Annotated in this window: 15 protein-coding genes; 7 read left to right on the forward strand and 8 right to left on the reverse strand. The window is 40.1% G+C overall.

All coding sequences use genetic code 11. From position 1 onward, the window contains the following. Positions 1-17 precede the first annotated feature (17 nt). From GGR22_RS04045 to GGR22_RS04055, 3 genes are read right to left on the reverse strand one after another with little or no spacing between them, the layout of a single operon-like run. Complete coding sequence (locus GGR22_RS04045) at positions 18-899, reverse strand: glucosaminidase domain-containing protein (RefSeq protein WP_182492658.1); 882 nt, start codon at positions 897-899, stop codon at positions 18-20. Further along, a complete protein-coding gene (locus GGR22_RS04050) occupies positions 892-1,794 on the reverse strand; it encodes a 1-aminocyclopropane-1-carboxylate deaminase/D-cysteine desulfhydrase (protein WP_220477628.1) in 903 nt (300 codons plus the stop codon). The genes GGR22_RS04045 and GGR22_RS04050 overlap by 8 nt, the downstream gene beginning before the upstream one ends. A 13-nt stretch (positions 1,795-1,807) precedes the next feature. Further along, positions 1,808-2,149: a hypothetical protein gene (locus GGR22_RS04055; protein WP_121375082.1), complete on the reverse strand. Its 342-nt coding sequence runs from the start codon at positions 2,147-2,149 to the stop codon at positions 1,808-1,810. A gap of 28 nt (positions 2,150-2,177) precedes the next feature. Between GGR22_RS04055 and GGR22_RS04060 the strand changes: the two genes are divergently transcribed. The 5 genes from GGR22_RS04060 to GGR22_RS04080 all read left to right on the forward strand — a co-directional run bounded on the left by GGR22_RS04060 (position 2,178) and on the right by GGR22_RS04080 (position 7,101). Next, positions 2,178-2,357 (forward strand): DUF5522 domain-containing protein, encoded by a 180-nt coding sequence (locus tag GGR22_RS04060; protein ID WP_121375083.1) that lies wholly within the window; start codon positions 2,178-2,180, stop codon positions 2,355-2,357. A gap of 94 nt (positions 2,358-2,451) precedes the next feature. Further along, positions 2,452-4,434: a urocanate hydratase gene (locus tag GGR22_RS04065; protein ID WP_182492659.1), complete on the forward strand. Its 1,983-nt coding sequence runs from the start codon at positions 2,452-2,454 to the stop codon at positions 4,432-4,434. An 18-nt stretch (positions 4,435-4,452) separates the two neighbouring features. Then, positions 4,453-4,620, forward strand: a complete 168-nt coding sequence (locus GGR22_RS04070; protein WP_170148736.1) for a hypothetical protein — start codon at positions 4,453-4,455, stop codon at positions 4,618-4,620. 36 nt (positions 4,621-4,656) lie between these two features. After that, on the forward strand, positions 4,657-5,193 hold the full coding sequence (locus tag GGR22_RS04075) for a DUF4136 domain-containing protein (protein ID WP_182492660.1): 537 nt from the start codon (positions 4,657-4,659) through the stop codon (positions 5,191-5,193). 150 nt (positions 5,194-5,343) lie between these two features. Next, positions 5,344-7,101, forward strand: coding sequence for an aromatic amino acid hydroxylase (locus GGR22_RS04080; RefSeq protein WP_182492661.1), 1,758 nt, complete (start codon positions 5,344-5,346; stop codon positions 7,099-7,101). A gap of 32 nt (positions 7,102-7,133) precedes the next feature. Here the strand turns inward: GGR22_RS04080 and GGR22_RS04085 are convergent, their stop codons facing one another. The 5 genes from GGR22_RS04085 to GGR22_RS04105 all read right to left on the reverse strand — a co-directional run bounded on the left by GGR22_RS04085 (position 7,134) and on the right by GGR22_RS04105 (position 11,245). Beyond that, positions 7,134-7,745, reverse strand: a complete 612-nt coding sequence (locus GGR22_RS04085) for a DUF4230 domain-containing protein (RefSeq protein WP_220477629.1) — start codon at positions 7,743-7,745, stop codon at positions 7,134-7,136. 75 nt (positions 7,746-7,820) lie between these two features. Next, a complete protein-coding gene (locus tag GGR22_RS04090) occupies positions 7,821-8,771 on the reverse strand; it encodes a GSCFA domain-containing protein (protein ID WP_182492663.1) in 951 nt (316 codons plus the stop codon). A 105-nt stretch (positions 8,772-8,876) separates the two neighbouring features. Continuing rightward, positions 8,877-9,881 carry an MvdC/MvdD family ATP grasp protein gene (locus tag GGR22_RS04095; protein ID WP_182492664.1) on the reverse strand — a complete coding sequence of 335 codons (1,005 nt, stop codon included), beginning with the start codon at positions 9,879-9,881 and terminating at the stop codon, positions 8,877-8,879. A 48-nt stretch (positions 9,882-9,929) separates the two neighbouring features. Continuing rightward, positions 9,930-10,904, reverse strand: coding sequence for an MvdC/MvdD family ATP grasp protein (locus GGR22_RS04100; protein WP_379730244.1), 975 nt, complete (start codon positions 10,902-10,904; stop codon positions 9,930-9,932). A gap of 113 nt (positions 10,905-11,017) precedes the next feature. Next, entirely contained in the window at positions 11,018-11,245 is a 228-nt protein-coding gene (locus tag GGR22_RS04105) for a microviridin/marinostatin family tricyclic proteinase inhibitor (protein ID WP_121375091.1), read from the reverse strand. A gap of 266 nt (positions 11,246-11,511) precedes the next feature. Here GGR22_RS04105 and GGR22_RS04110 point away from each other — a divergent pair, with 266 nt between their 5' ends. Then, on the forward strand, positions 11,512-12,018 hold the full coding sequence (locus GGR22_RS04110; protein ID WP_182492666.1) for a hypothetical protein: 507 nt from the start codon (positions 11,512-11,514) through the stop codon (positions 12,016-12,018). Continuing rightward, the gene (locus GGR22_RS04115) at positions 11,988-12,410 is read left to right on the forward strand and encodes an SRPBCC family protein (RefSeq protein ID WP_182492667.1); all 423 of its coding nucleotides are present in this window, start codon (positions 11,988-11,990) and stop codon (positions 12,408-12,410) included. Before GGR22_RS04110 ends, GGR22_RS04115 begins: the two co-directional genes overlap by 31 nt. The last annotated feature ends 12 nt before the right edge of the window (positions 12,411-12,422 follow it).

Raw genomic sequence — 12,422 nt, forward strand, 5'->3', positions numbered from 1 at the left:
AAAAACTCCGAGTTGAATTATTTTACTTTTATGAATTGTCCGATCGAAATAGCATTATCCGAAAGATTGTTCAATCTTTTCAAATCGTCGACCGTAGTGTTGAATTTTTTAGAAATCGAATACAAAGTATCTCCCTTGGTTACTTCATAAAAACCTTCTGAATTATTCGGAATTGTTGTGTTTGAAGCTATCGGCTGACTTTTTTGGATCGGCGTAAACGTGGTACCCAAAACTTCAGAATCGTATTGGTGCAGATTATAGCGCTCGATATAGCTAATTAATTTGTCTGGGTATTTTGGATCGGTAGCATATCCTGCCGCTTTCAGTCCTTTTGCCCACGCTTCATAATCGCCTTTCTCTAATTTGAAAAGACTTGCGTAACGACTACGTCCAGTCAAAAATTCAGCATGGTCTTTATAGGATTCCGCTGGGTCATTGTATTTCCTGAAACATTCTTGGTCCGAATCATCATCATGACGCACGCTTTCTCCTGTCCAGCCCGTATGGCATTTAATTCCAAAGTGGTTGTTTGCCGTTTTGCTCAAGGTTCCTGAACCAGCACCCGATTCCAAGATGCCTTGCGCTAAAATAATACTCGCAGGAATTCCGTACTGTCTCATGTTGCTTTTTGCGATTTCCTTGTATTGGGAAACATAATTGTTTACCACTTCGCTATAAACGACTGTTCGTGAAGTAGATTCGATGACTTCAGTAGAGCGATTGTTAGAAGCAGAACTCGATTTTGTAGTTGCCACTGGCTTTCCAGTGTGAGATTTCCTAGTAACCACTTCCCTTTTCGGCTTATAAGCCGTTTTTTTAGTCGTTGCTACTTTTGACTTTGAAGAACCGCAGCTTGCCAGTGTTGCGATTGCCAATAGAAATAAGATTTTTTTAAACATTGATTTTTATTTTGGGTAATTGTTTCTTCTCTAATACCTTGTTCATCCCCTCGATTCCTTGCAATCCGCCTGTATGGATAATCAAGATTTTTGAATTCGCCGGAAAATAATCTTTCTCAATCTTATCCAAAATTCCGAAGGTCAGTTTACTAGTATAAACGGGGTCTAGCGGAATATTATTATTTTGATTGAAATTATTTATAAAATCGATCAGTTCTGCATTCACCTTTCCGTAACCGCCGAAATGATATTCCGTAACCAGCTCCCAATTTTCATTTGTGGCAAATTTACGAATTTCTTCTTTTAGGAAATCCCCTTTTAACGCTGGAAAACCTAAAACCTTTTGGTGCGGCAAGGCCGAATTACTAATTCCCGAAATCGTGCCTCCTGTTCCAACGGCACAGCAGATATAGTCAAATTGCGAATCTTCCTCTGTCACTATTTCTTCACAACCTTTTACTGCTAACGCATTTGTGCCTCCTTCTGGAATCAGGTAAAAATCGCCAAACTTATGTCTCAATTTTTCGATGAATTCGGGATTTTCCTTGTCCGAATACTGCGTTCGCGAAACAAACTCAAATTCCATACCGTTTTGCTGGGCAAATTTTAAGGTCGGATTTTCCGCAATCTTATCCCTTAATTCGTCTCCTCGGATAATTCCGATCGTTTTAAAACCATTCTCCTTTCCTGCAAAAGCAACAGCAGCGATATGATTCGAAAAAGCACCGCCGAAAGTCAATAAAGCAGCATGACCTTCTTCTTTCGCTTTTAGCAGATTGTATTTTAGCTTTCTGAATTTATTTCCCGAAACAAAAGGATGGATAAGGTCTTCTCGGCGAATTGCGACCGAAATTCCATTTTTTGTTATGGGCAGATAGTGTGTTGGAATTTTCAAAATTGTTATTTGCTTAAATCGGTTTTGCTTTTAGATATTTAAAGGAACTCCAGAATTTTCGCGACGGCAGATACTCTAAATTTCTTTCGTTGCCATACGCTTCTCTTTCAAAACTGATATTCCTGTAAGCTTCATTTTTGTTTTTATACTGCATCAATCTGACCAAGTATTCCAAAAAATACCACACAAAAAACGGAACAATCAAGAGTTCCAGCTGCTGGCGGATGTGGATACTTTCATGATTTACCAATACTTTATTTTCCTTGTCAAAAAGATTTTTGAGAATCACAAAAGGAAACACCGTCAGGCCTCGATATCCTTTAGGAATTAAATATTTGGAAACGATTAGAAACATTCATTATAAAGTTTATAAATTTGTATTTATGAATGAGCAAAATAATGAAAATAAATTAAAAGAAGGCGAAGATTTTTATTATACACCCGAAGGTTACAAGTGCTTTACTGAAAAATTTCACCTAAAACGCGGCTACTGCTGCAAAAGCGGCTGCCGCCATTGTCCGTATGGCTTCGACAAAAAGACGGGAACAAACAAAAAACCTTGACGTTTAATTTAATTATATAAAACTAAATTTGCTGAGCCTTCAAAAATAAAACCTTTGAAAATCAGCAACTAAAAAACTTAGCAACTACAAAAAAATGACTTTCCAAGAACAAATACAGCAAGGAATTCCTTCCGTTTTGCCACAGCCGAAACCTTACGAAACCACTATCAACCATGCTCCAAAGCGAAAAGAAATTCTTTCTGCCGAAGAAAAAAAACTAGCCGTCCGCAATGCCTTGCGTTATTTTGACGCTAAAGACCATGCGGTTTTGGCAAAAGAGTTTTTAGAAGAATTGGATACGTACGGCAGAATCTACATGTATCGCCTTCGTCCGGAGTATAAGATGTATGCCCGTCCGATTTCAGAATATCCTGGAAAATCAGAACAAGCAAAAGCCATCATGCTGATGATCCAAAACAACTTGGATTATGCCGTAGCACAGCATCCGCACGAATTGATTACCTATGGCGGAAACGGAGCCGTTTTTCAAAACTGGGCACAATACCTGCTGACCATGAAATACCTTTCGGAAATGACTGAAGAACAAACGTTGGTCATGTATTCCGGACACCCGATGGGACTATTTCCCTCGCACAAAGAAGCACCAAGAGTTGTTGTTACCAACGGAATGGTCATTCCAAATTATTCCAAACCTGACGATTGGGAAAAATTCAATGCCATAGGCGTTTCACAATACGGACAAATGACAGCGGGCAGCTATATGTACATCGGACCGCAAGGAATTGTCCACGGAACCACGATTACCGTTCTAAACGGATTCCGAAAAATAAAAAAATCCCCAAGCGGCAGCTTATTTGTCACTTCTGGATTAGGAGGAATGTCTGGAGCACAGCCAAAAGCTGGAAACATCGCCGGATGCGTTACCGTTTGCGCCGAAGTCAATCCTAAGATCACCCACATACGCCATTCACAAGGCTGGATCAACGAAATTATCGAAAATATAGAAGAACTCGTTCCAAGAGTCAAAAAAGCGTTAGAAAACAAAGAAATTGTTTCTATCGCTTACTTAGGAAATATAGTAGATGTTTGGGAGCGCTTTGACCAAGAAAACCTGCATATCGATTTAGGTTCCGACCAGACATCGTTGCACAATCCTTGGGCCGGAGGCTATTATCCGATGGGCTATTCTTTTGAAGAATCCAACGAATTGATGGCCAACGATCCTGAAAAATTCAAGACCGAAGTACAGAAAACATTGCGTCGTCACGCAGCAGCTATTAATAAGCACACCGCAAAAGGAACTTATTTCTTCGATTACGGAAATGCCTTTTTATTAGAAGCTTCCCGTGCCGGAGCAGATGTGATGGCCGAAAATAATATCGATTTCAAATACCCGAGCTACGTACAAGATATCATGGGACCTATGTGTTTTGACTACGGATTCGGTCCTTTCCGTTGGGTTTGTGCTTCCGGAAAACCCGAAGACTTAGCTAAGACAGACGAAATTGCCTCAAAAGTGCTAGAAGAAATGTCGAAAACAGCACCGATCGAAATCCAGCAACAGATGCAAGATAACATCCAATGGATTAAAGGCGCACAAGAAAACAAACTAGTCGTAGGCTCACAAGCAAGAATTCTCTATGCCGATGCTGAAGGAAGAACCAAGATTGCAGAAGCCTTCAACCAAGCCATTGCCAGAGGCGAAATTGGATACGTTGTTTTAGGCCGTGACCACCATGATGTTTCTGGTACCGATTCTCCTTACCGAGAAACCTCAAACATCTATGACGGCTCTAAATTTACGGCAGACATGGCCATCCATAATGTTATTGGCGACAGCTTTAGAGGCGCTACCTGGGTTTCGATTCACAATGGCGGCGGTGTGGGCTGGGGCGAGGTTATAAACGGTGGTTTTGGTATGGTTCTTGATGGCTCTAAAGAAGCTTCAAGACGCTTGGAATCAATGCTTTTCTGGGATGTAAACAACGGTATTTCCAGAAGAAGCTGGGCCAGAAACGACGGAGCTATATTTGCTATAAAAAGAGCCATGGAAGCGCAACCTTTATTAAAAGTTACCATCCCTAATAAAGTTGATGATGCGCTTTTAGACTTTTAATATTTTCATCAAGCAATTATGAAGAAGCTGAATAGTATTTCATTAATGTTTATGAGCCTCGGATTTTTTATTCTAGGTCTGCTTTTTGAAAATATACGATTAAAAATTGTAGTCTTATCGGCTGCCGCAATCCTAAGCATTGTTGCCGCCATAAGAAGCTTTCAAGAAAAGAAAAAGAACAAATAACACATTCATCAACACTAGGTATTAAAATAAACTGCTATGAAAACTATTAAATTATTACCCCTGCTTTTTCTATTTGCTGTCGCCTCCTGCTCCTCTGTTAGAGTTGCTAGTGATTTTGACAAAAACGTCGATTTTACGAAATACAAATCATTTGCCTTTTTCAAATCCGGAGTCGATAAAGTAGAAATTTCTGATCTGGACAAAAGAAGAATCCTAAATGCTATTGATGCAGAATTGACCGCAAAAGGCTTTACAAAAAGCGAAAGTCCAGATCTATTGGTAAACATTTTTACCAAATCGCGCGAACAAGTCGATATCAACCAATTTAACGCCGGATGGGGTTACGGTTGGGGATGGGGATGGAGCCCTTGGATGTGGGGCGGACGAAGCACTACTGTTTCAACTTCTACAGAAGGAACACTATACATCGATTTGATCGATGCTAGAAAAAAAGAACTGATCTGGCAAGGTGAAGGTGTCGGCGTGCTGACACAGAACATGAACAAAAAAGACGAGCGGATCCAAGAATTCGTCAAAAAAATCTTGGCAAAATACCCGCCTGAAAAAAAATAAGCCAGAAATAACGCAAAACCAAATCAAGACCGCAATCCTATTGCGGTTTTTTTATGCTAATAACAAGACCGACAAGCATTTTTTATGTTTTTTTAAGACTTGTTTCTGCTAAAGATTTGTAATTTTACCAAAACTACAACGTTTGAAAATATGAATGCAGCATTTGAAAGCAACCCTTTGATTGACAGACTTCCTGAACATTTAAAGCAATTTATTAAACCACAGGATTATGCAGACTATACGCCTATAAACCAAGCGGTTTGGCGCTATGTGATGCGCAAAAACGTAGATTACCTTTCAAAAGTAGCACACCATTCGTATCTCGACGGACTGAAAAAAACAGGCCTAGAGATTGAAAACATCCCAAACATGTACGGAATGAATCGCATCCTAAAAGAAATAGGATGGGCTGCCGTTGCAGTCGACGGATTTATTCCCCCGAATGCCTTTATGGAGTTCCAAGCCTATAATGTCTTGGTAATCGCTTCCGACATCCGACAGTTAGAACACATCGAATATACTCCCGCTCCAGACATTATCCACGAAGGAGCCGGCCACGCCCCTATTATCGCCAATCCGGAATATGCTGAATATTTAAGACGTTTTGGCGAAATCGGCTGCAAGGCCATTTCTTCTTCTAGAGATTATGAAATGTATGAAGCCATACGTCTCCTTTCTATCCTGAAAGAAGCCGAAGGAACACCTCAAAACGAAATCGACGCCATCGAGAAAAAAGTAGACGACCTGCAAAATGACATGGGCGAATTATCCGAAATGGCTCTTATCCGAAACTTGCATTGGTGGACTGTGGAATATGGCCTGATTGGCGATATTGACAATCCCAAAATCTACGGTGCCGGATTGCTTTCTTCTATTGGAGAAAGTGCTTGGTGCATGACCGATAACGTAAAGAAAATACCTTACGATATCAATGCAGCGTACCAAAGTTTCGACATTACGAAACCGCAGCCGCAACTATTCGTCACCCCTGATTTTGCACAATTAAGCTTGGTCTTGGAAGAATTTGCCAATAAAATGGCGCTCCGAACCGGAGGTCTTTCAGGCGTCCAAAAACTAATCCAATCAAAAGCATTGGGCACAATCGAATTGAGCACCGGAATTCAGATTTCTGGTGTTTTTACGAATGTAATCGAAAGCGACGGCAAGCCTGTCTATGTACAAACTACAGGAAAAACCGCGCTATCTTACAGAGAAAAAGAATTAGTAGGCCATTCCACATCGTATCATGCTGAAGGTTTTGGCAGTCCTATAGGGAAACTGAAAGGAATCAACCTAGCGATAGAAGACATGAGCCCTAGAGACTTGCAAGCTTACGGCATTTACGAAGGCGAGCGCGTTTCGTTAGAATTCCAAGGCGATATTACCGTTACAGGAGAAATTATTACGGGAACCCGAAACATTCAAGGAAAAATCATCCTGATCAGCTTTAAAAACTGTACAGTAACCCACAATGATACCGTATTGTTCCAGCCAGAATGGGGCATCTATGATATGGCAGTAGGCAAAAAAGTAATTTCTGCTTTTTCCGGCCCGGCCGATGTCAGAAGTTTTGACCTCATTAGCCATGTACCTTCAAGCCATACCATAAAAGCTAAAAAAAGTACAGAAAGAGAAGAACTCGAAAGCCTCTACCTCAACATTCGAAACATACGCGAAGGAAAAACATCCTTCATGACTATCGAGAAAACATTTGAAACCCTAAAAGAAAACCATCCAAAAGACTGGCTTTTAGCTGTTGAAATTGCTGAACTTTTAGACAAAAATCACCAGACCGATTTCTTGCAGAAAGTCATTATCTATCTGGAAAAACAAAAACAAAATCGTCCAGAAGTAGCACACCTGATTTCAGGAGGACTCGAACTGATTTTTGAAAACGAAAGCGTTTAAAAAGAAATAAAAAAAGAACCAGAATCGATTGGCTAAAGCAACACTTTGTCAATCGATTCTTCATTTATAGTCTTTCCGTCATATCGCAAGGTCCAGCCCATTGAATTGGTCGTAATCAGAATCTTCGAAAGCTCGCTAATCAAGCGATTTTGAGCATTCGTCTTTAAAGTCGATTTTTCAATCTTTTTCGCCAGATTAGCCTTCACCGATTTGCTGATTTTATTATAATCGTCGCCCGTAAACGGGTTCATTCGGCTCTGATTCACATCATAAAACTTGATATCCGGATTAATCTTGATCTCTTCCTTTGGAATATACGTAATCGTAATCGTCTTGTCCTTCTCATCAATATCATATTTCATCTGGCGCAGGTCGTACGCCACCGTAACCTCAGCATTAACGATAACCAACGCCTTTTTCTCAAAAGAAATCAAGTCCATCAAATACTTGTCCTGATCTTTATACGTCAACACTTCAGCAAAATGCCCTTCTGTCACAATCAATTTGCCAACATTTACGATACGTTCCTGAATCAGATTCGTATCATATTCTATCGTAGCGCTATCCCCTTTCTTGAATTCGCAAAAGCGAAAAGCCAAAATAATAACTACCACAATTCCCACAAAAATGAGGATTCTTCGCATCACTTTTTTTTATAAAGTTAGAAAAATAAAATCAAGAAGCTAAAAAGAAACAAACATATCGTCCCAAAAAAGAAGTTAAAACCGAATAAAAGGAAACTGATATTGCACCGCCTGTATGCTGTTATGCAAACCTTCCAAAAACTTTCGGTGCTGTTCAGAATCCGAATGAAAAGAACGATGTGCCAATCCCCTCTGAATCCTTTCCACTTCCTGCATCATTGAAAAAGCCGATTCTGCTACCCACGTTTCCGCAAATCGCTTCCAAATATAATCAATAGCAGTCGCGCTCGGATGAATCATGTCCTCCGCATAAAAACGATAATCGCGAAGCTCGTCCATCATGATTTCATAACTCGGGAAATAATATGCGATTTCAGGTTGCTGCGTTCTGACTTGATGGACAGCCGAAATCAAATTTGCTTTGCTCCACTGGTTTTCCACAAAACCATCCTTGATATGGCGGACCGGAGAAATCGTAAAGATTATTTTTGCCTCCGGATTGATAGAAGAAACCAATTTGATCATTTCCTCAAGTCCCTGCGTAATCTCTTCTACAGAAAGAAGCATCTTTTTAAACTCTTTTTGAGGCACTTTGTGGCAATTGGCAACCAATTGTCCGTTTTCGACCTTACGATATACCCAAGAAGTCCCGAGCGTAATTATTAAATGCGAACAGCCTACTATAGCCTCATAAAGAAGCTTCACGTTCGAATTGAGCAGTTCTAGAAATTCGTCTTTAGAAGCCCGACTCAAATCAGAATGAACGTCAAAACAATGCCATCTTTCGTTGTGGAAGAAAACAGCACTTTCGGTAAATTGCTCCTGCAAGACAGCCTTCCGGATCATCTTATTCAACGCTAGAGGATGAAACAAGATGCCAAACGGATTAACTGCATTCTGGAATTTAAAATAATCTAGCTTTTCAGCCATATTCACCGCAAAACACGAACCCAAAGAAACAATCTTAGAATGATAATCTATCGGATGATTGCTTTTTAATATCGGAATTGGAGTAGTGAAATGCATGAGTTGAAAAATTTTAACTCAAAGATACGAAGTTGAAAAATGTAATGACTAAAAAAAATCCCCAGCTACTAAAGCTAGGGATTATGATGATTCTGATGCAGAAGCCTATTGCAATACCGGCACATAACGTCGAGGCGCTTCTCCTGCCAGCACTTTAGCTATCTGGTCTGATATGGCTCCATCAATCAAGCGATCCAGCCAGAAGAATTCTCCAGCCGAATTGATTTCCAGAAAATAATGCTCATTCTCCGGAGTAACGATAATATCTACCGCTCCGTAATTGATCTGATAGATATCCATCATCTTTAATAATTTTTCCTGTACCGATTCAGGCAGCTCATAAGGCTCCCATTGGTCTAGCAGTTCTACACCTTCCCTGCGCCAGTCTACTTTGGCATTCTCCAGTTTTTGAGAATCCACGGCAAACGAAAAAACAGCGTCACCTACAATCGTAATGCGCAACTCCTTCTGTTTCTCGAGCTTTTCCTGAAACTGCATCGGGCAATACTGCAAGCTATCAATCGAATCCAGATTATCTTCTGTGATGACATTCGTAAAAACCACATGTTCTACTCCTTCCTTATCGATAGCAAAAGAACTTTGCATTTTCGTAATTGCGCCCTTAGGATGCGAGCGAACAAACCTTTTCGCCTCTTCTGGATTATTTGTAATGCACGTTTCCGGAATTTTCAGTCCCGAAAAAGAAGCAATTTTCATCTGCTCCTCTTTGCTGTCCAGCCTTCGGTATTGGCTGAATTTGCCAATCTGAAAACAATTCATGCTTTCCAGCATGCCAAAAAGCGTAGCCCTCACCTCTCCGTGCACAGAAGCCAAATATTCTCCTTCAAGCACGCTGCCGAGGCCGCTGCCCAAATTATGGCTCCTTCTGTACCATACTGCTGCAATATCATGCAACGATTCCCTTTCTCCGTTATAATCAAGATAGACCTTCCATTGGCCCTCTTCATAACAGCTTGACAAGCCGTAATACAGCGGATATTGGTCTACATTAAAACGTATTCCCCTTGCATTGTATTTTTTTAGCTGTTCAGAAACAGTCGCTATAGATTCGTTATCGTTGCTATGTGTAATGATTAATATTTTCTTCATAATTTGATTCAGGGGAAAAATTTAAATAAATATAAGCCCTATTTCTTTTCAGGACAATTTTGAAACTAATTTTTCAGCGATAGTCTCGCCAATAGGATACCCAAGATCCCGTTGCAGCATGCCCCACTCGCCTTGAGGATTCACTTCTAAAAAAATATAACGCCCATCCTGATGACGGATCATGTCGATAGCCCCAAAAAAGAGACCCAGCTCGCGCATCATTTTCGTGAGCGAAGCCGCAATTCCATCAGGCAATGCATACGGTTCCCATCCCAAATAAATATCAGTCGCAATACGCCAGTCCGTCTTGCCCCGTTCCGATTGGCCTGCGTTGATTTTTCCGGCAAAAAATGCACCATCCACATACACAATCCGAAGCTCGTATGCTTTAGGAATCATCTCCTGGAAAATCATCGGACAATAAATCAAGGTAGCAAGATCATCCAAATTAGATTCTTTAATCAGCGTAGTAGGAAAAAAAGGCGTATCCCCCAACATGCTGCGAGACAAAGCACCATGCAGCTTGCCGATCATCTGGCTGTTGCATTCTTCATAAAAAAAAGCCTTGACCTTTTTCTGGTCGTTCGTAAAAAGACTTTTGGGCACCTCAATGCCATTACGAGCCGCTACAGACAATTGTTCGAATTTATTGTTGCTGACTTCATGATCGCGCGCCATCGGATTAAACCAAGGCACTTCTTTCAAAGACTCAAAAAAGATATTCCGCATCGTAAAATACTCTTGGAAATAAATCTCTTTAAAATCATCGTCAAGCTCTTCAGGAATCTCTGCCGTCCATAATTTGCGATACCAAACCGCTTCAATATCGGCAACGGCAATACTTTGCTCCCCTATTTGTATGTGGACATTGCTTTTGGCAGTGTCAAGCGAATAGTCAAAAGATAATTTAGAAGAAAAAAGGTCTGTATTCATTCTATACGCCTCTTTCCCTAATTCTTTCAGCCTTTTCATTACTATATCTATCGTATAGTGATCATTGCTGTGTGTAAGACAAAGTATCATCAAAAAATCTGGAATTATTAAATAAAAAAAAAGCCCAAGACATTCAAATCCCGGAGCTTAAAAAAAGAAGCAACAGCATTCCTTATCAAGAACACTGTTGCTATCAATTCATTTTAAGACTTAACTCCATCCTCATCATTATCCGATGGATACTTCATCGTCTGATAAAGATCTTTGATTCTGCTAGTGATGATTTGGCCTGGACCATCTTCACCATCAGATGGAAATTTTAAAGTTACGGCGTCAGTACCACCGTTAATTTTTTCTAGCTCCTTCTCAGGCACTTGGCTTTCCAAGAAATTGGCAAAGAAAGGCTTCTTTAATTTTTTTTCATTTTCCATAGTAATACTAATTTGGGATTAATAATATGTTTATTTTTCAGTCCTAAGATAAAAAAAATTACACTACAAAAACTACCTGAATACAGGTAAATTAAAAATTTAACATATTTATTGACAATTAGTTAGTTACGTACAAGTAAGAAATAGCCCACAATCCCTTTATTTAGTTAGCTCCCATAAAATTCTTCTGTTGTAAAAAATAATTACAACCTACGGAAATTATTTTTCCTCTTGCGGAATCCTTTTTCCTCCCTTTCCAAACTAATTTGCCGCTTTCCGAAATCAACTATCCTCCATCCGAAATTCCTTTGCCACTTTCCGAAGCTCATTTTCCGCCTTCCGAAACTAGTTTTCAACTTACGGAAATTGCTTTGTCGTATTCCGAAGCTTATTTTACGCCTTCCGAAACTAGTGTTACCCTTACGGAAATTACTTTGTCGCTTTCCGAAGCTTATTTTCCGCCTTCCGAAACTAATTTTACCCTTACGGAAATTACTTTGTCGTATTCCGAAGCTCATTTTCCGCCTTCCGAAACTAGTTTTACCCTTACGGAAATTACTTTGTCGTATTCCGAAGCTCATTTTCCGCCTTCCGAACTTCCAAAATCAAAAATCTTCCCTCCTAAATCTCCCCCTGTCCTATTTTGCCCCCAACATTGTCTAATATGCAACCTTTCGGTTTACTTAATTGCAGCTACATTTGTCATAACAAAAACAAAATCAATCATTAAAAAAGTTAAGCAATGGAAAATCCAAAACAACCTATTACAGTAGCAGCAACCGTAAAAGCACCGATTCAAAAAGTATGGCAAAGCTTTACGGCACCAGAACATTCCGTAAACTGGAGCTTCGCCTCAGACGACTGGCATGCGCCAGAAGCCGAAAACGATTTAAGAACCGGCGGAAAGTTCAGAACCAAGATGGCCGCAAAAGACGGCAGTATGAGCTTCGATTTTGAAGGAGTGTACACCAATGTAGAAAACCACAAAAAAATCGAATACAAGCTAGGAGACGGCCGTTTCGTAAGCGTTTCCTTTGAAGACCTCGGAGACAGCGTAACCGTAACCGAGACTTTCGATCCAGAAAACACCCATCCTGTCGAATTTCAAAAAGCAGGCTGGCAAGCTATCATGGACAATTTCAAAAAATACACAGAAACATTATAACCTTACTAATCA

The organism is Flavobacterium gossypii, assembly GCF_014138495.1.
GTDB lineage: Bacteria > Bacteroidota > Bacteroidia > Flavobacteriales > Flavobacteriaceae > Flavobacterium > Flavobacterium endophyticum.